Here is an 18,939-nt window from a genome sequence, read left to right as displayed (position 1 = left end):
GAGCCTGCTCGCGAAGACGTCTTGACCGTCACCGAAAAAACCTGCTCAACGCCGCCACCGCCTCCGGCGAACGCAGGCGCTGGGTGAACAACGCACCCTCCTCCTCGATCACCTTGCGCAGCAGATCCCGATCCGGCGCTCGCATCAATTGCTTGCTGATGCGCACCGCTTCGGCCGGCAATTCATCAAACCGCAGCGCCACTTCTCGCGCCTTGCTCAACGCCGCTTCACCGCTGTCCAGCGCTTCGGTGGCGATCCCCCACTGCGCAGCCTGTTCGCCGTTAAAGCCTTCCCCAAGCAGCAATAACTCAGCCGCTTTCGCCTGCCCGAGCAAACGCGGCAGGATCAGGCTGGAACCGAATTCGGGACACAATCCGAGGTTGACGAACGGCATGCGCAGCCTGGCGTCGCGGCTGACATAGACCAGATCGCAGTGCAGCAACATCGTCGTGCCGATGCCTACCGCTGCACCAGCGACGGCGGCGATCACTGGTTTGCGGCATTCGAGCAGGTTAAGCATGAAGTGGAACACCGGGCTGTCGAGGTCGCTCGGCGGTTGCTCGATAAAGTCGGCGATGTCGTTGCCGGCGGTGAAGCACTCGGCACTGCCAGTGATCAGCACGGCGTTGATTGCCGGGTCACCGTCGGCCTGTTTCAGTGCTTCGGCGAGGCGGCTGTACATGGCGCGGGTCAGGGCGTTTTTCTTGCCCGGGCGGTTGAGGCGCAGGGTCAGCAAACCGCGTTCGCGTTCCAGCAGGATGGCTTCGGTCATGGCGTGTCTCGCGTCTGAAAATCAGCGCTCAACCACGGCTCACAAACACGTCGGCCAGCAGTTGATTGCGCGGCAATCCGGCCAGGTACAGACGCTTGGCGAAGGCGTCGACACTGGCCGTCGAGCCGCAGACTAAGGCCAGGGTCTGCCGGGAAACAAGGCGCAGTTGCGCCAAAGCGGCGGCCGACTCGGCCGCCGTCCACAGCTCGACACTGAGGTTTTCCCGCTGCGCAGCCAGTGCGGCAAGGGGTTTGGCCAGATAGTGCTCGCGTTCGTCATGGGCCAGGTGAATGACGCGGATGGCGCCTTGGTGATCCTGACGCAAGGCTTCGCGCAGCACACCGAACAACGGACCTAAACCGGTACCGGCGGCCAGCAGCCACAGCGGGCGCGTATGCCAGTCCGGGTCATAGTGCAGAGCACCACCGCGCAGCTCGCCGAGGCGGATCGAGTCGCCGATCTGCAGCTTGCGGGCGGCATCGATGAATTCGCCGGGCTGGCGGCAATCGAGGTGAAACTCGAGGAAGCGGTCTTCTTGCGGCAGGCTCGCCAGCGAGTAAGGGCGGGCGATGTGGCCGATCCACAACACCAGATGCTGGCCGGCGCTGTAGCGCAATGGCCGCTGCGGTGTCAGGCGCAGGCGCAGAACGCTGTCGCTGAGCCAGTCCAGCGCTTCGACCAAGGCCGGCAGACCGTCAGTAATCGGGTCGAAGGTATGCACCTGCAAGTCTTCGACCACTTGGCATTGGCAGGCCAGGCGCCAACCGTCCTGACGTTGCTCGGCACTCAAGGCATCCGGGCGGTTGTCGCTGGGCACACCCTGGATGCATTGCACCAGACAGGCATGGCAACTGCCGGCGCGGCAGCTGTAGGGCACGGCGACGCCGTTGTGGTTGAGGGCATCGAGCAGATTGCTGCCCGCCTCAACCCTCCACTGCCGATCACCGACACGCAATTCAGGCATCGACGTTCTCCCACGCGGCGGCACAGCGATTGCGCCCGTCACGCTTGGCCCGGTACAGCGCCTGATCGGCACGCTGCAACGCCTCATCCAGATCATCGCCAACCGACAGCAGGGTCATGCCCGCCGACAGGCTCAGGTTGCGCACTTGCAGGCCCATCAATTCCACCTCGCTGAAGGCGATGCGCAAACGCTCGCAACACGCGGTCAGGCGTTCGGCATCGCAGTCGGGCACTAGCACCACGAATTCTTCGCCACCATAACGCGCCAGCACGTCACCGTCGCGCAGGCAGGCTTGCGCCACACCGGCAAACGCCTGCAATACCTGATCGCCGGCGGCGTGGCCGTGCAGATCGTTGATGCGTTTGAAGTGGTCCAGATCGATCAGCGCCAGCCCGTGCATTACGTCGCCGTCCAACGCGTTGAGCTCGCGCGAGGCGATGCGCAGAAAATGCCGGCGATTGAACAGCCCGGTCAGTTCGTCGGTGGCCACCAGGTCTTCAAGCTGGCGCATCATCCCGCGCAGGGTGTCCTGATGCGCCTGCAAGGCAAACCGGCGCTGACGCTGACGTTGCCGCGAGACCTGGACAAAACGTGCGTAAAGCACCAGCCACGCCAAAACCATCGCCAGAATGCACACTTGCAACGCCGCGAGCGCAGGCTCGGCCAAGCGGAAGTGGTAAGCGTCCCACAGGGTAATCGCGGAGAAACTGAAGAACACCAGCAGCGCGCAGCGGATGAACACCCGCCGGGTGAGATGGAACAGGCCGAACAGCAGGATCAGCACATAGAACACCAGAAACGCGCCGCGTGCCTCGTCGACATGGGCGATCAGCCACGTCTGCCAGCCGAGGCCCATCAACACTTGCGCTTCGGTCAGGCTGGGGTCGGCGAAGCGCTGGTTGCGCCCGCTCCAGAACATGGCGAAAAGGCTCGCCTGACTGATGACCACCAGCGCGCTTCCGATGGCCACTCCACTGAGCGATTGCTGATAATGCCCGGTGAAAAATGCCAGCCACAGCAGCAGCAAAGCCAATCCGTAGGTGGCCGCAGCGAGGGCGAAGCGTTTGAGCAAAAGGCGTTGAATGGCGTTATGGGTCAATCGTTGACTCACCGTGCGATAGGAGGCTGACCGAGTGTCCTACTCTACAGACCGGATGCCACTTTAGAGGGCCGGTCGCTAAATGACCACCGATTTTCGGGCCGGGAAAATGGCGTCAAAAGTATGTTGCCGAGACTCGCTCAGCGAGCCTCAGCACTTAACATCTATCGCAATACGCGGTGATTTTCGGTTTTTCGAAAGAAGATTGCTTTCTGGAGAATACTGCTTACATTGCAGTTTCCTACTGGATGCCTGTCGATTTTTACAACGTCACTTCAAAAGTTCCTTTTGACAAAAGGAGCTTCTCGCATTTGAACGTACCTTTGTAATATTTTTCGGACGCGAAGCTTTCCAATTTGAATTCTGGCCCTAGACCAATAAGTAATGGGTTGACGTTAAAAAGCAGCGAAGCCAGCCGGTTAGTCAAATCAAAGTCAATGGGTTCAGAGACTGCAAGCGAGTTCGGGAAAGCTATAATGATTGCGCCTGCCTTGGGGTACTCAGGACTATCAAAAGGCACTACGGAAGCAATCAGTAACGTCCGCGCCAATACGACGAGTGTGACATTCGTCCACTTGTGTTCCTTGTCACCAATAAAAAATGACACGAATCCGCCGGCAGCTTTTGCTTCGCCCCTGGCAAGCATGCCCGGCAAAAGTTCTATATCCAATTCCATAAATGTAGCCCCGGTGAGTCGGGTGGAGGTTTCCACCTGCCCCCTTACATTACTGCGCAAGAATTTTTCCCTGTACTGTCAACTCTAACAGTCGAACAGACTGTTTTCGTCTAGACGGACACTCGGTTATAACCTTGATCACCTACCGCCGTAGCGCAATTTCCCCCCGACGCTGATAGATGTGCCCGTCCACAAGCCGCGGTATACTTCCGCGCCTTTTTAGCGTCGCGCCACAGAGGGACAGCTACGAGCCGCAAGCTTCAAGCGGCAAGCTCTAGCTGTTCGCGTACTGCTTTAACTTGCCGCTCGAAGCTAGAAGCCTGTAGCTTCCCCACCGTTTTCAGAGGAGCGCGACTCATGACCGTGATCAAGCAAGATGACCTGATTCAGAGCGTTGCCGACGCCCTGCAGTTCATTTCCTATTACCACCCCGTGGATTTCATCCAGGCGATGCACGAAGCCTACCTGCGCGAAGAATCGCCAGCGGCCCGTGATTCGATGGCGCAGATCCTGATCAACTCGCGCATGTGCGCCACCGGCCATCGCCCGATCTGCCAGGACACCGGTATCGTCACCGTGTTCGTCCGTGTCGGCATGGACGTGCGCTGGGATGGCGCCACCATGGGTCTGGACGACATGATCAACGAAGGCGTGCGTCGCGCCTACAACCTGCCGGAAAACGTCCTGCGGGCCTCGATCCTTGCCGACCCGGCGGGCGCTCGCAAGAACACCAAGGACAACACCCCGGCCGTAATTCACTACTCCATCGTCCCGGGTAACACCGTGGAAGTGGACGTGGCGGCCAAGGGCGGCGGTTCCGAGAACAAGTCGAAAATGGCCATGCTCAACCCGTCCGACTCGATCGTCGACTGGGTATTGAAGACCGTGCCGACCATGGGCGCCGGCTGGTGCCCACCGGGCATGCTGGGTATCGGCATCGGCGGCACCGCCGAGAAGGCCGCAGTGATGGCCAAGGAAGTGTTGATGGAATCCATCGACATCCACGAGCTGAAGGCCCGTGGTCCGCAGAACCGCATCGAAGAAATGCGTCTGGAACTGTTCGAGAAGGTCAACCAGTTGGGCATCGGCGCCCAGGGCCTCGGTGGCCTGACCACTGTGCTCGACGTGAAGATCATGGATTACCCGACCCACGCCGCATCCCTTCCCGTGTGCATGATCCCGAACTGTGCCGCCACCCGTCACGCGCACTTCGTGCTCGACGGTTCCGGCCCGGCCTCGCTGGAAGCGCCACCGCTGGACGCCTACCCGGAAATCGTCTGGGAAGCCGGCCCGTCAGCCCGTCGCGTCAACCTCGACACCCTGACCCCGGAAGAGGTGCAGAGCTGGAAGCCGGGCGAAACCGTGCTGCTCAACGGCAAGATGCTCACCGGTCGCGACGCCGCGCACAAGCGCATGGTCGAGATGCTCAACAAGGGTGAAACCCTGCCGGTGGATCTGAAAGGTCGTTTCATCTATTACGTCGGCCCGGTTGATCCGGTCGGTGACGAAGTGGTTGGCCCGGCCGGCCCGACCACCGCAACGCGGATGGACAAGTTCACCCGCCAGATCCTCGAGCAGACCGGCCTGCTGGGCATGATCGGCAAATCCGAGCGCGGCCCGACCGCGATCGAAGCGATCAAGGACAACAAGGCCGTGTACCTGATGGCTGTCGGCGGCGCCGCTTACCTGGTTGCGCAAGCGATCAAGAAGTCCAAGGTGCTGGCATTTGCCGAGCTGGGCATGGAAGCGATCTACGAGTTCGAGGTCAAGGACATGCCGGTCACCGTAGCGGTGGACAGCAAAGGTGAGTCGGTACACATCACTGGCCCGGCGATCTGGCAACAGAAGATCAGCGAAAGCTTGGCGGTAGAAGTGCAGTAAGCTTCTGGCGTCATGAAAACGGCCGGTGCATCCGCAAAGATGCCCCGGCCGTTTTTGTGTGTTCAAACCAATTGCGATAAAAGAATCGCCCAAGCACAGAAAACGATCTTGCGCACCTGTCAGATCTGACAGGTCCATTAGCGGCCCACTCCTGTTAGCGTCTATCCATACGCCCTATGTAGCGCGAATGGATTCGACCATGGCCGATCAAGACCTCAGCATCACAGCTCCTTCCATCGCCAAAAGCTCATCGATCGCCACTATCGGCAAAAGCTGGAGCGCCGTAGGGCCGACCGCCTCGGCTGGATGCGAATTGCTGATCCCGCTATCGAGCGGTCGTGGCTACGGTCCGCAAATACCCTTGGCAATCAACAGCCAGAGCGGTACCGGCCCGTTTGGCCTCGGTTGCCACCTGGGCCTGAGCCAGATCAGTCGCCGCACCAACAAAGGTGTTCCACGTTATACCGAGCACGATGAAATCATCGGGCATGACGGCGAGGTGTGGATGGCAGAGCTCGATGATGCCGGAAACCTGAAGTCGCGCACGGAACACAGCTACAGAGACCGCCCCATCCCCGAACACAACGTCGTGACTTACCGGGCGCGGATCGAAAGTGATTTTTCCCTGCGCGAATGCTGGCATCCGGCTGACGGAGGAGCCCCTTTCTGGCTGATCCACGGCGCCGGCGGTACGTTGCAGGTCTACGGCAAAACCAGCGCCTCCCGCCGTGCCGACCCCGACGACCCATCACGCATCAGCAGCTGGCTTTTGTGTGAAAGCATGAACGCCCATGGCGAACACATCTGCTACGAGTACAAGGCCGACGATCAGCCTGACGAGCAAGACCCGATTCACGACTACCGCGCCCAGCGCTATCTGCGACGAGTGTGTTACGGCAATGCCACGGCGAGCGATCACCTTTACAGCTGGGACACTGACCGACCGACGGATCTGCCATGGCATTTTCAACTGGTGTTTGATTACGGCGAACGCAGCGACTCGTTGACGGAGATTCCCAGCTACGAGGAAGTGAACCGCTGGCGGCTGCGGCCTGATCCGTTTTCCACCTATGGCCAGGGTTTTGAGCTGAGCACCCGCAGGCTCTGCCAGCAAGTGTTGATGTTTCATCACTTCCCCGGGGGCCTGGCGACAGAGGCGAAGCTTGCACGTCGCCTGCTGCTGGAATATCGACCGATCCAGAACACTGCGCAGTGGGCCTACAGCCAGATCAGCGCGGCGCACTATCAGGCCTTCGATGCGCAAGGCAATGTCGAGCACTCACCGCCGCTAGAGTTCGAATACTCGCCCTTCGAGATCAACAAGGCACCTGCACGCCTGTTGGAAAACGAGACTCAACCGGGCATCGAAGACGGCGGGTTCTATCAATGCGTCGACTTGTATGGCGAGGGCGTGCCGGGCTTTCTCTGCCGCTACGATAACGCCTGGTATTACCGAGAACCGCTACGCGCGGCGCCTGGTACCGAACTGATCGGTTACGGCCCATGGGTTTTGCTGGACAGGATCCCGGTGGCAGATCGCAACCGTGCCGTGGCGCAACTGCTTGATCTGACCGGCGACGGCCGCCTGGACCTGATCATCGCCCGGTTGGGTTACTGCGGGTTTCATGCGCTGAATGCGCAGCGGCAATTCGAACTGTTCAGCGCGTTCGACACGTTTCCCCGGGAACACCAGGATCTGACTTTGACCATGGGGGATTTCAGCGGGGACGGGCTGATGTCAGCGGCCAGCATCAGCCCCGACCGCGTGCGCCTCTATGCCAGCCTGCGCGAAAAAGGCTTCGCCGCCGCACAGGAAATACCCCATGAATACGCAGACGACCGTCTGCCGGTGTTCAGCAACTCGCGAACCGAACTGGTGCTTTTGGGCAACCTGCTCGGCAGCGACATGCCCGAGCTGTGCCGCATCCGCCATGACGAGGTCCGTTGCTGGCCGAATCTTGGTCATGGCAAATTCGGTCAAGGTCGCAAGATCAGCGCCCTGCCCTTCACCCATGAAGAATTCGACGCCTCGCGAGTACGTCTGGCCGATCTCGATGGCTCCGGCGCGCCGGCATTGATCTATCTCAAATCCGAAGGGTTCGACATTTACCTGAACCGGGGCGGCAACGGCCTGGAGCAGATTCCCGTCAGCGTGCCGTGGCCTGAAGACGTGCGCTATGACCGTTTGTGCCAGGTCAGTTTCGCCGACCTGCAAGGCCTCGGTTGCGCCAGCCTGATTCTGACGGTGCCGCATATCCAGCCGCGGCATTGGCGCTACGATTTTGTTGCAGCCAAGCCCTACCTGCTGGTCAACAGTAACAACAACATGGGCTGTTCCAGCAGCGTGACTTATCGCAGCTCGGCTCAGGAATGGCTGGATGAAAAGGAGCGGCTGCTGGCACTTGAGCGTGCACCGGTATGTCACCTGCCCTTTCCGCTGGCCGTGGTGAAGAAGCAGGAGCAGCACGACGAGATCACCGGCAACCGGTTGACCCAGTCGTTCACTTGGCGCGAAGGGTTCTACGACGGCAGGGAGAGGGAATTTCGCGGGTTCGGCTACTTGCAGCAACTTGACTGCGAGGTTGGAACCGATCCTTCAGAGCCTGGCTTCAGCGAGCCGGTGCAAACATGCACCTGGTTTCACAACGGTCAGGAAATCAATCGCTCCCGCGACGATTATTTCAGCGCGGATGTGAACGCCTGCCCGTTGGGCGAAACCCTGTTCAGTCGTTACCACCCCAAAGGTGAAATCGATGAGCCCGTCACTCCGGAGGAGTCCGACAGTCGCTATCGGATTGCGCAGGCACTGGTTGGCTCGGTCGCTCGAACAGAAATTTTTCCCTACCGCGCCGATGCGCAGGCGCCCGGTGCAGCCGCACTGTACTCGGTAGAAGAGAAGCGCTATCTGGTTCGCGAGGTGCGGCCACAGGGGCCATATGCCGCAGCCGTTCTGCTGCCCCTTCAGGTCGAAGCCATCAGCTATCAGTACGACGGTTTTATCAACGACCCGCTGTGCCGCCACGATGTCACCCTGCGCTGGAACGCTTATGGCGCCGCGACCCACGCACTTACGGTGAGCTATGCGCGCAGGTTGACCGCCCAGAGCCCGCCCCCCTTCACCGAAGACCATCTGAATCAATGGTGGTCCGACGCTCACGACGAGGCGCAACAATACTTTTACATCAGTGAAACCCGTGCACGTCTGATCAATCTGCCAGAGCCACAGCAATGGCGATTGGGCTTGCCGTATCTGGAACGGGGCGATGCGCTGAAATTGGCCAAAGGTACGCTCCCCGGCGAGTTGAACCCGGCACGGGTGTCTTTCGAATCACTGAGAGAGCTGCAGGATACGCAAGAATGGGCCATGGAAAGGGTACTGACTTCGCAATCCATACAGCGTTATGTGGACGTAGAGGGTATTGAACTGGATGACGGCGTCGCCGGATTCGAAGCGCTGTCGCACTCTCTGGAGCTTGCCCTGCTGGATAAAACCGCGCTGGACGCTTACAGCATTGTGCCGGACCTGAATATCCGCGAGGCCCTCGCGGCAATTGGTTACTCACCCATGGCGCTGCTGTTCGAAGCACCGCCCAGCGAGGAACCAAACCTTTGGTCGTCGCGGTTCAATCTGGCCCGGTACGGCGGCTTGCAAGCGTTCTACAACGTGCTCGATTTCAATGAAACGCCAAGCCATGGCGTGACCAAAGCCGAATACGATCAACGCTATCTGACAGTCATGCGCATGGAGTTGCCCGACGGTTGTGCCGTCCAGGTCGCGGAGTTCGATTATCACGCCCTGAAACCCAAGCGAATCACCGACGCCAATGACAACACTGAAGAAGTCATCTACGAGCCTTCCGGTCAGCCACTGATCATCAGCTTTCACGGTACCGAGAACGGCAAACCTGCCGGATTCGACAAGCTGACCGATGACTGGACCTTGCCGGATCCCAGTCCGGAATACGCCATTCAGTTTCCGGAAGATACCGTAGGACACGCAGCGAGCACTCTGCACAAAAACCTTTTCAGCTGGATGGGCCTGATACCCGCCTCCACACTTCAAAGCCGCGCGATCAAGCAAGGTGACCTGTTGCCCGGCGGGCAGATCCGTGCCAGCGCACGTCGCCGGCTTGCGCGAAATCCCGGCCCGACGCCTGAAGACCAGCAATTGCTCATGGCCATTGAACTGGCTTACCGAGAACCGGTTCACACCGTAGTGCTCAGCGCCGACCGCTATCCCTACGACGCCATAAAGGCGCAGATCCAGATCGTCAAAACCTGCGTCGACGGCTTTGGTCGGGTCCTGCAAACCCAGCAGAAGGTCGATCCGGGGTTGGCTTATGTGGTGGGTGAGGATGGTGAGTTGCTCATCGAAGAAGGTGAGCAACCGACGCAGTCACGCTGGCGCATCAGTGAACGCGTCGAATACAACAACAAAGGTCTGCCGCAGCGCCAATACCGGCCGTTTTTCGCCAACACCCACCGCTACGTCAATGATCAATCGCTGCGCCAACTCGGGTTGTTCGATCAGCTGTTCTATGACGCAACGGGGCGTCCGATCAAGCTGATCAACGCCAAGGGCGACTTTTCCCGCGAGACTTATCATCCCTGGTATCACGCCAGCGAAGACTTCAACGACACCGCTGAAGAGGTGATGTCTACGCGCGGGTCAGGCTCATGAGCGCCTCCACACATTGGCGCACGCCTTCGCTGACAGCCAGCGACGGACGTGGCCTGCCAGTCCGTCAGGTCGCTTATTTGCGTACCGTGGCGGGTGACACGCCTAGCGCACTCGTGACCCGCCAGCACCACGATGTCGCCGGGCGTCTGGTCGCGCAACAGGATCCGCGCCTGCCGACAGCAAACACAACCAGCGTGTTTGCGCTGAACGATATCGCCGTGTTTACCAACAGCCGGGATAGCGGCTGGCGCCTGCTGCTGCCGGGCAGGGCCGGGGAGCCCGGACACCGTTGGGATGAGCGCGGCCACGTCTGGCAGTCGACCTTCGACGAGCAATTGCGCGTGGTGCAGCTTGAAGTCTCGGGAAACGGCGAAAATCAGCTCGATACCTTCACGTACGCCCCAGGCTCTGCCGAAGCAGACTCCAACCTGCGCGGCCGGTTGATCTGGCAGACGGATCCGTCAGGTTCGCTGGACATCACCGGCTATGCCCTCACCGGACAGGCACTGGTGGAAAAACGCACTTTTCACGATAACGAAGCGTTCACCAGCCATCAGGTGTTCAGTCCGCTTGGCGCCGTACTTGAACAGACCGATGCCGGCGGCCATCGCAGAGCATCGCGCTATGGTCTTGCCGGGCAGCTCAGGCAAATGGAGCTGCAAGTCGAGACGAAAGTCACGCAGGTCTTGCTGGATGCGCAGTACAACGCGAACAATCAGATCATCTCGCAGCTGGCCGGTAACGGTGTCCTGAGTCAGTGGACGTATGACCCGGCCGACGGACGCCTGCATACGCGCACCAGTCAGAAAACTGCTCACCCCAGATTGCAGGATCTGCATTATTTCTACGATCGCATCGGCAATATCATTCGCATCGAAGACTACGCCTTCGAGCCCGTCTGGTTCGCCAATCAACGGGTCGACGGCCACCGCGAATTCAGCTACGACTCCCTGTACCGGTTGGTCCGCGCGACCGGTCATGACGACGCGCTGCCCCCGGACATTCCCGGCTTGCCGCAACCGCCCGACGAGAAAAACCGCCTCAACTACACCCAGACGTATAGCTACGACGATGGCGGCAATCTGACCGAATTGCGTCATCAGCGCGACGGCGCCGGCCGCACCCGGCGCATGTGCATCGACGCTCAAAGCAATCGCGGGGTGCGTTGGGAAACGGGCGACGAGCCGCCGGACTTCGGTACCTGGTTCGACCCGCACGGCAATCAACGCAAGCTGCGCCACGGTCCGTCATTGCAATGGAGCAGGCGTGATGAGCTGGAGCGCGTGGATCTGGTTATCCGTCAGGACGGCGATAACGATGCCGAGTATTACCAGTACAGCGCCGGCCAGCGGGTCCTCAAATGTCATGAATGGTTCACCGACAAGATCCGCCACTTCCACCAGGTGCGCTACCTGCCGGGGCTGGAAATCCGCAGCAAAGACAACGGCGAAGAGCTGCACATCATCAGCCTCGGTAACGCGCGCTGCCTGCATTGGGCGCAACGTTCAGCGCCGATAGACGACCAGATACGTTACACCCTCGAAGACCACCTCGGCTCTTGCGTGATGGAGCTCAATGAAAACGCTGTGGTCACCAGCGCAGAAGGCTATTACCCGTTCGGCGAAACCGCGTGGATGGCCCCGGAATCGGAAATCGAATACCGCTTCATCCGATATTCCGGCAAGGAAATGGATGTCAGCGGTTTGTACTACTACGGCGCCCGCTATTACGCGCCGTGGTTGCAGCGCTGGATCAGTGCCGATCCGGCGGGGGATGTGGATGGGTTGAATGTGTATGCGTTTGTAGGAAACAACCCGGTCTCTTTTGTGGATGTGCAGGGGAACAGCCGAGAAGGACATGAGATTGTCAACTTCGCAAACTTTCTGAGCGTTCTTAGTGATTACTCTGTTACTGCTCAAGAACAGATTCAGAACATCTCACACGGACAATACGGTGTCGAATTGCTGGCGAATTTCGCGGGAGAAGGCATCAATGCCGCAGCCAGTTTCCTCGGCGGCCTTCACCTCGGTCCGAAAATAGGCTCAATGCTTCCCGACAATCCGCACATGGTCAATTTTACTGAACAGGGTAAACCACCATTTCTCGAAGGGTTTGTTGGCGGGAACATCGCCGGCACCATCACGGGGGAACTTGCTGATCGCCTCATGTCCCCTGCAAATCTGATCAAGCCCTTGATTCCACAAACGTCAGCAATGAGCGTCGCAGCCATTGATGAAAAGATCGGTCTCACACAGGGTCGACTGGATACCAGCCCGGCCAACGCAAGCCTGATATTCATGAACTACGTCGTCGGATCAGTTATTGGAGGCGTCGGCGCAACGCTCAATATGGGGCAACGTGTACAAGAAGCCGAGGACATCAAAAACGGATTGGATCCGGTAAAGATTCAGAAAATCGAAACCATGCTTGCAGACTGGAAAGAAGCCCTCACTTCCCGAATGGCCATCGCCGAAAAAGCGTACAGGCGTCTGGGGCGAAACACGTTCGATGCAGGTCTTGTGATACCTAATGCAGGCCACTCAACAGCTGCGGGGCCTATCCGACTCGAAGCCCTTCGAGAGGAAACCAGTAAGGTTTTGGGATTTATCGAAACCAGCCAGACCATGATGAGTTGGTACAAGGAAGACGCACTCACAGACAACCGTTTTTTGCGCAAACAAGCTCAACCGAAACCCAGGTTCAAAGCGGCATTTCAGGATTTTGTCAGGCCATTCACCCCACATACAAATCCACACCAATGAAATTCGATACCGTTCATTCGCGCACTCCTGCGTTGACGGTCACCGACGCACGTGGCCTGCCAGTCCGACAGGTCGCTTACTTACGTTCGGTAGCCGGTGCTACGCCAAGCGTCCTGGTGTCCTGCCAGCACTACGACGTGCTCGGTCGTCTGGTCGCGCAAAGAGATCCGCGTCTGCGAGAGACTCATGCGAATACTACCACCGTGTATTCGCTGAACGACGCTGCGGTGTACACCGACAGCGTGGACTCCGGCTGGCGTCTGGTGCTGCCGGGGCTGGCCGGCGAGCCGCGGCAGCGTTGGGACGAGCGCGGTCACCACTGGGCGTCGACCTTCGATACGCAGCTGCGCGTGACAACGCTCAAGGAAGACGGTGACGCTCGGATCGACAGTTACAGTTATGGTGAAAGCTCTGCCGATGCCGGCCACAACCTGCGCGGCCAAATGATCCAACAGACTGACTCTTCAGGCTCACTGGATATCACCAGTTACGCTCTCACCGGTCAGGCGCTCGCGCAAACCCGAACCTTTGACGATGGCGAGGCGTTCACCAGCCATCAGGTCTTCAGCCCATTGGGCGCTGTGCTGCAGCAGACCGATGCCGGTGGTTATCGCAGAGCGTCAAGCTACGGTCTTGCCGGCCAGCTCAAACAGGTGGAGCTGCAAGTCGGGGAGCAGATCACACAGGTTCTGCGGGATGCGCAGTACAACGCCGATGATCAGATCATCTCGCAACTGGCCGGTAACGGGGTACTCAGCCAATGGACGTACACCGCGACCGATGGCCGCCTGCAAACACGGATCAGCCATAAAACCGGCCAGGCCAGGTTGCAGGATCTCGCCTATTTCTACGACCGCGTCGGCAACATCATCCGCATCGAAGACCACGCCTTCGAGCCGACCTGGTTCGCCAACCAACGGGTCGATGGCCAACGCGAATTCAGCTACGACTCCTTGTACCGGTTGATCCGCGCGACCGGTTACGACGACGCCCTGCCTCCTGATATCCCCGGCCTGCCGCAACCGCCCGATGAGAAAAACCGCCTTAATTACACCCAGACTTACACCTACGATGACGGGGGTAACCTGACCGAGCTGTGCCATCAGCGCGACGGCGGCAGTCGCACCAGGCGCATGTACATCGACGAGCAAAGCAACCGCGCAGTGCGCTGGGAAACCGGCGATCACGAACCGGACTTTGGCAACTGGTTCGACCTGCATGGCAATCAACGCAGGCTGCGGCACGGTCCGCAACTGCACTGCAACAGTCGCGACGAGCTGGAACATATAGATCTGGTGATCCGCAAGGACAGCGTCAACGACACCGAGAGTTACCAATACAGCCAGGGCGTACGGGTACTCAAGCGCCGTGAAACGTTCGCCAAAGGTGCCAATCACTTCCAGCAGGTGCGCTACCTGCCCGGCCTGGAAATCCGCAGCAAAGACAATGGCGAAGAACTGCACATCATCAGCGTAGGTAACGCGCGCTGCCTGCATTGGGTGAGCAATCCACCTGCCGCCAACACTCAACTGCGTTACACCCTCGAAGACCACCTCGGCTCATGCGTAATGGAGCTCGATGACAACGCTACGGTCACCAGCGAAGAAGGCTACTACCCGTTCGGCGAAACCGCTTGGATGGCACCGAAATCGGAAACCGCATACCGCTTCATCCGTTACTCCGGCAAGGAAATGGACGTCAGCGGTTTGTACTACTACGGCGCCCGTTATTACGCGCCGTGGTTGCAGCGCTGGGTCAGTGCCGATCCGGCGGGGGATGTGGATGGGTTGAATCTGTATGCGTTCGTAAGCAACAACCCCGTCGGCTATATAGACGCCGACGGCCAAGGCAAAGTACTACCGACAAAAGCGGACTATGACTCCGCCTGGAGCAGGCACTTTTCGCGGGAAAACGCCAGTTATGCAAAAAGAGGTCAAGGGATGGCTTCTGATCGCCTGCGCAATGCTCTGGCGAATCAGATACTCAAGCATGTGAATATTTTGGCAATCACCCGACTGCGTTCCAACAATGTGCAGCAGCAGATTCGCAACCAGAATTCAACGTCCCAATTTGCGAAAGCGACCGCCCGCAGGACAGCCGTTCATTTGACGAATCAGACCCTTAGTTATGGCGCGGGAATACTGGTGGGGCTGGGCGCCCAAGCTCTGGGGGCAGCCGCTCCTGGCGCAGGAAATGTGGTTGGTATCGGCATGGGGGTAGCCACAAAAACCGCCGTCAGCTTCGCTATTGACTACATTGCCGAACAAAGTGGGCTGAGCACCTCGGTCAAGCTCAAGACAAGTCCGCTTGATCCCGACAAACTCATCCGGCAGGCAGAGTACAAGTCCATGAACCTGCTGAATTATCTGGGCCACAAAGTCGTCAAGAATTTCGACATTCGAAAAACCAAAGGCCAGGTAGGCACCGGAAAATTCGTCACCTCTGTGGGGCTAAAATTTATTACGCCAACCGTTGCCTCTGAAGCAAGTGCAGCGATCTCCTTAGCGGTTGGAGCAGTAGAAATCGCCAAAGAAGTCAGCGATGCCAGTTCGGAAATATCCGCCGAGAAATACGACAGGCTGTTCACGTATATTCCAGAATTGGTCCAGCAGATCAACGATAACCTGCAAACCACAAGAGAGCACTTCGCTGCACTTTCCATCGATTCGCTGGCGGGTATCAATCTTGCCGACCTTGAAGCGGAAACGGAGAAAATTACCGAACAATTGCAAGAAACAATGAACATGGCAATCTCCTATTCGAAGAAACCCAGGGCGGCATGACCCCCATGGATCTCAAGTAGCAGGCAAGGGGTGATGGCATGCTATCGTGCCCGCCCGTCCTGCCGACCTTTGATCCAGCATGCTGCCGACTTCCCGTACCCTGCGTCTGTCGTTGTATTCCCTGCTGATCATCGCCGGCACGGTCATTGCCGCGACGCTCGCGATGCGTCACGCCGAGCGTCAGGCGCTGGAAGAAGACGCGGCCCGCGCCAATCAGCAACTGGGGTTGTACGCCAACTCCTTGCACACCCTGATCGACCGCTATCGCGCCCTGCCCGCCGTGCTGGCGCTGGACCCGCAATTGCGTTCGGCCCTGGCCGGCCCGGTCGATGCTGCGCAGCAAGCGGCATTGAATGTGAAACTGGAAAAGATCAACGGTGCGGCGCAGTCCTCGACCCTTGAACTGCTGGATCGTACCGGCCTGGCCGTGGCCGCCAGCAACTGGCGCTTGCCCAGCAGTTACGTTGGCCACAATTACGGCTTCCGCCCCTACTTCAGCCAGACCCGCACCCAAGGCACCGGGCGTTTTTACGCAGTGGGCGTGACCAGCGGCATTCCCGGCTATTTCCTTTCCAGCGCCGTACTTGGCGACAACGACGAGTTTCTCGGCGCGATGGTGGTCAAGCTGGAATTTCCCGAACTGGAACGCGAATGGAGTCAGGGCAGCGACACGCTGCTGGTCAGCGATGCACGCGGGATCATCTTTATCGCCAATCAGCCGGGCTGGCGTTATCGCGCCTTGCGGCCGTTGAGCGCCGATGATCTGGCCGAGATCAAAACCACGCGTCAGTACGACAAGCAATCGCTGCTGCCGCTGACCCATTTGCCGCTACGGCGCTTCGATGACAACAGCGATCTGCGCCGGGTCGAAGGTCCGCAGGGCACGGCGGACTATCTGTGGGAATCGCTGCCGCTGGCGACCGAAGGCTGGACCCTGCACCTGTTGCGCCGCCCGCAAGTGGCCTTCGAGGATTTGCGCAACGCCGCACTGGCCGCCGCTGGCGTGTGGCTGGCGCTGGTCTTCTTGTTGCTGTTCCTCAATCAGCGCTGGCGGCTGGCCAAGGTCCGTCAGCGCAATCGCGAAGAACTCGAGCGTCTGGTCGAGGAGCGCACCCGCGACTTGCGCACCGCGCAGGAAGGTCTGGTGCAGTCGGCCAAACTCGCCGCGCTGGGGCAGATGTCCGCCGCACTGGCCCACGAAATCAATCAACCGCTGACCGCCCAGCGCATGCAACTGGCCACCCTGCGCCTGCTGCTCGAACATGGCCGTGTCGATGACGCCTACAAGGCGCTGAAACCGGTGGACGATATGCTCACGCGCATGGCTGCCCTCACCGGCCACCTCAAGACTTTCGCCCGCAAAAGCCCGAGCGGTCTGCGCGAACGTCTGGATCTGGCGACGGTGGTCGATCAGTCGCTGCAACTGCTCGATGCGCGACTGCGTGACGAGCAGGTCAGCCTGGTGCTGCATCTGACCCGTCCGGCGTGGGTGCGCGGTGATGCGATTCGTCTGGAACAGGTGTTGATCAATTTGCTGCGCAACGCGCTGGATGCGATGCAGGGTAAAGCCTGCAAGCGCCTGGAAATCCGTCTGGAGGCCGATGAGCAATTGTGGCGGCTCAGCGTCAGCGACAACGGCGGCGGGATTGCCGAGGAACATTTGGGCCAAGTGTTCGATCCGTTCTTTACCACCAAACCGGTGGGCGATGGTCTCGGCCTGGGGCTGGCAGTATCCTTCGCCATCGTGCATGAATCCGGCGGGCGCCTGAGCGTCGAGAATGGCGACCACGGCGCAGTGTTCAGCCTGACCCTGCCAATCGATCTGGAGGCACACATCTGATGCTCAATTCGGTGATGGTGGTCGACGACGAAAGCAGCATTCGCGACGCCGTTGAACAGTGGCTGAGCCTGTCGGGGTTTCAGGTGCAATTGTTCAGCCGTGCCGAAGAATGCCTCGCCGCGCTCCCGGAACATTTTGCCGGGGTGATCCTCAGCGACGTGCGCATGCCCGGCATGGACGGCTTGCAATTGCTCGCGCAAGTGCAACAGCGCGACAGCGATCTGCCGGTGATTCTGCTTACCGGCCATGGCGATGTGCCGATGGCGGTCGAAGCCATGCGCGATGGCGCCTACGACTTTCTGGAAAAACCGTTCAGCCCGGAAACCCTGCTCGGCAGCCTGCGCCGGGCGCTGGACAAACGCCGCCTGGTCCTGGAAAACCGCGCCCTGCACGAACTGGCTGACAACCGCGCTAGGCTGGATGCGACGTTGCTCGGCGTGTCCCGCGGCTTGCAGACATTGCGTCGGCAGGTGCTGGATCTGGCGACGTTGCCGGTCAACGTGCTGATCCGTGGTGAAACCGGCAGCGGCAAGGAACTGGTCGCGCGTTGCCTGCATGATTTCGGCCCGCGCGCCGGCAAACCTTTCGTGGCGCTGAACTGTGCGGCGATCCCGGAGCAATTGTTCGAGGCCGAACTGTTCGGCCATGAGAGCGGCGCGTTTACCGGCGCCTCGGGCAAACGCATCGGCAAGCTGGAATATGCCGATGGCGGCACGCTGTTTCTCGACGAGATCGAAAGCATGCCGCTGGCCCAGCAGGTGAAATTGCTGCGGGTCTTGCAGGAACAGAAACTCGAGCGGTTGGGTTCGAACCAAAGCATTCGCGTTGATTTGCGTATCGTCGCGGCGACCAAACCGGACCTGCTCGACGAAGCTCGCGCCGGGCGTTTTCGTGAGGACCTGGCGTATCGCCTGAACGTCGCCGAACTGCGCTTGCCGCCGCTGCGCGATCGCCGCGAAGACATTCCGTTGCTGTTCGAGACCTTCGCGCAGAATGCCGCTCAGCGTCTGGGCCGGACCTTTCCGCCGTTGACCGGTGCGCAGCTCAGTCACTTGCTCAGCCATGACTGGCCGGGCAACGTCCGCGAACTGGCTAACGTTGCCGAGCGTCAGGTACTGGGGCTTGATGAACCGGTCGCCGGAATCGATCCGGGGCAGTCGCTGGCGGCGCAGCAGGAAGCCTTCGAAGCGCAATGCCTGCGCGCGGCGTTGACCCGGTATAAAGGTGATGTCAAAGCCGTGCTCGAAGAACTGCAACTGCCGCGCCGCACGTTCAATGAAAAGATGCAGCGGCATGGATTGAGTCGGGAGATGTTTCTGGCGGAGTGAGGCAGAGATTTGTGGTGTAGCTGAAATCCATCCCCCTCACCCCAGCCCTCTCCCCCAGGGGGCGAGGGGGAAGGGAGCCGATCTCCATGCTTTCCCGAATCTGTATTCGACTCGATATTGCAGGTCGATGTAACCCACAAGAACACCTCGGTC

Annotated in this window: 10 protein-coding genes; 6 read left to right on the top strand and 4 right to left on the bottom strand. The window is 59.6% G+C overall.

Features of this window, described 5'->3' with window-relative positions:
- Positions 1-28 precede the first annotated feature (28 nt).
- From JWU58_RS06710 to JWU58_RS06695, 4 genes are all read right to left on the bottom strand, one after another.
- A complete protein-coding gene (locus tag JWU58_RS06710) occupies positions 29-772 on the bottom strand; it encodes an enoyl-CoA hydratase-related protein (protein ID WP_122612479.1) in 744 nt (247 codons plus the stop codon).
- 28 nt (positions 773-800) lie between these two features.
- Positions 801-1,736 (bottom strand): iron-sulfur-binding ferredoxin reductase, encoded by a 936-nt coding sequence (locus JWU58_RS06705; protein ID WP_206421653.1) that lies wholly within the window; start codon positions 1,734-1,736, stop codon positions 801-803.
- Positions 1,729-2,835, bottom strand: a complete 1,107-nt coding sequence (locus JWU58_RS06700; protein ID WP_016773456.1) for a GGDEF domain-containing protein — start codon at positions 2,833-2,835, stop codon at positions 1,729-1,731. Before JWU58_RS06700 ends, JWU58_RS06705 begins: the two co-directional genes overlap by 8 nt.
- A 262-nt stretch (positions 2,836-3,097) precedes the next feature.
- A complete protein-coding gene (locus JWU58_RS06695; RefSeq protein ID WP_148046988.1) occupies positions 3,098-3,571 on the bottom strand; it encodes a hypothetical protein in 474 nt (157 codons plus the stop codon).
- Between the two features lie 297 nt (positions 3,572-3,868).
- On the opposite strand from JWU58_RS06695, the gene JWU58_RS06690 reads away from it, so the two are divergent.
- The 6 genes from JWU58_RS06690 to JWU58_RS06665 all read left to right on the top strand — a co-directional run bounded on the left by JWU58_RS06690 (position 3,869) and on the right by JWU58_RS06665 (position 18,786).
- Positions 3,869-5,392, top strand: coding sequence for a fumarate hydratase (locus tag JWU58_RS06690; RefSeq protein ID WP_024014122.1), 1,524 nt, complete (start codon positions 3,869-3,871; stop codon positions 5,390-5,392).
- Between the two features lie 199 nt (positions 5,393-5,591).
- The gene (locus JWU58_RS06685) at positions 5,592-10,073 is read left to right on the top strand and encodes a SpvB/TcaC N-terminal domain-containing protein (RefSeq protein ID WP_206421652.1); all 4,482 of its coding nucleotides are present in this window, start codon (positions 5,592-5,594) and stop codon (positions 10,071-10,073) included.
- Positions 10,070-12,835: an RHS repeat domain-containing protein gene (locus JWU58_RS06680; RefSeq protein ID WP_206421651.1), complete on the top strand. Its 2,766-nt coding sequence runs from the start codon at positions 10,070-10,072 to the stop codon at positions 12,833-12,835. Before JWU58_RS06685 ends, JWU58_RS06680 begins: the two co-directional genes overlap by 4 nt.
- Complete coding sequence (locus tag JWU58_RS06675; RefSeq protein ID WP_206421650.1) at positions 12,832-15,618, top strand: RHS repeat-associated core domain-containing protein; 2,787 nt, start codon at positions 12,832-12,834, stop codon at positions 15,616-15,618. Before JWU58_RS06680 ends, JWU58_RS06675 begins: the two co-directional genes overlap by 4 nt.
- Positions 15,619-15,697: 79 nt before the next feature.
- Complete coding sequence (locus JWU58_RS06670) at positions 15,698-17,458, top strand: ATP-binding protein (RefSeq protein ID WP_123443708.1); 1,761 nt, start codon at positions 15,698-15,700, stop codon at positions 17,456-17,458.
- On the top strand, positions 17,458-18,786 hold the full coding sequence (locus JWU58_RS06665; protein WP_206421649.1) for a sigma-54-dependent transcriptional regulator: 1,329 nt from the start codon (positions 17,458-17,460) through the stop codon (positions 18,784-18,786). Before JWU58_RS06670 ends, JWU58_RS06665 begins: the two co-directional genes overlap by 1 nt.
- Positions 18,787-18,939: the final 153 nt, after the last annotated feature.

This window comes from Pseudomonas atacamensis (assembly GCF_017167965.1).
Taxonomy (GTDB): Bacteria; Pseudomonadota; Gammaproteobacteria; order Pseudomonadales; family Pseudomonadaceae; genus Aquipseudomonas; species Aquipseudomonas atacamensis.
The sequence above is the reverse complement of the archived record's forward strand: the minus strand, read 5'-3'. Positions and strand labels throughout refer to the sequence as shown.

Bases quoted from the DNA above. Each gene is read 5' to 3' on its own strand.
- JWU58_RS06670 (WP_123443708.1), top strand. From the start codon at position 15,698: ATGCTGCCGACTTCCCGTACCCTGCGTCTGTCGTTGTATTCCCTGCTG.
- JWU58_RS06685 (WP_206421652.1), top strand. From the start codon at position 5,592: ATGGCCGATCAAGACCTCAGCATCACAGCTCCTTCCATCGCCAAAAGC.
- JWU58_RS06665 (WP_206421649.1), top strand. From the start codon at position 17,458: ATGCTCAATTCGGTGATGGTGGTCGACGACGAAAGCAGCATTCGCGAC.
- JWU58_RS06705 (WP_206421653.1), bottom strand. From the start codon at position 1,736: ATGCCTGAATTGCGTGTCGGTGATCGGCAGTGGAGGGTTGAGGCGGGC.
- JWU58_RS06710 (WP_122612479.1), bottom strand. From the start codon at position 772: ATGACCGAAGCCATCCTGCTGGAACGCGAACGCGGTTTGCTGACCCTG.
- JWU58_RS06690 (WP_024014122.1), top strand. From the start codon at position 3,869: ATGACCGTGATCAAGCAAGATGACCTGATTCAGAGCGTTGCCGACGCC.
- JWU58_RS06675 (WP_206421650.1), top strand. From the start codon at position 12,832: ATGAAATTCGATACCGTTCATTCGCGCACTCCTGCGTTGACGGTCACC.
- JWU58_RS06680 (WP_206421651.1), top strand. From the start codon at position 10,070: ATGAGCGCCTCCACACATTGGCGCACGCCTTCGCTGACAGCCAGCGAC.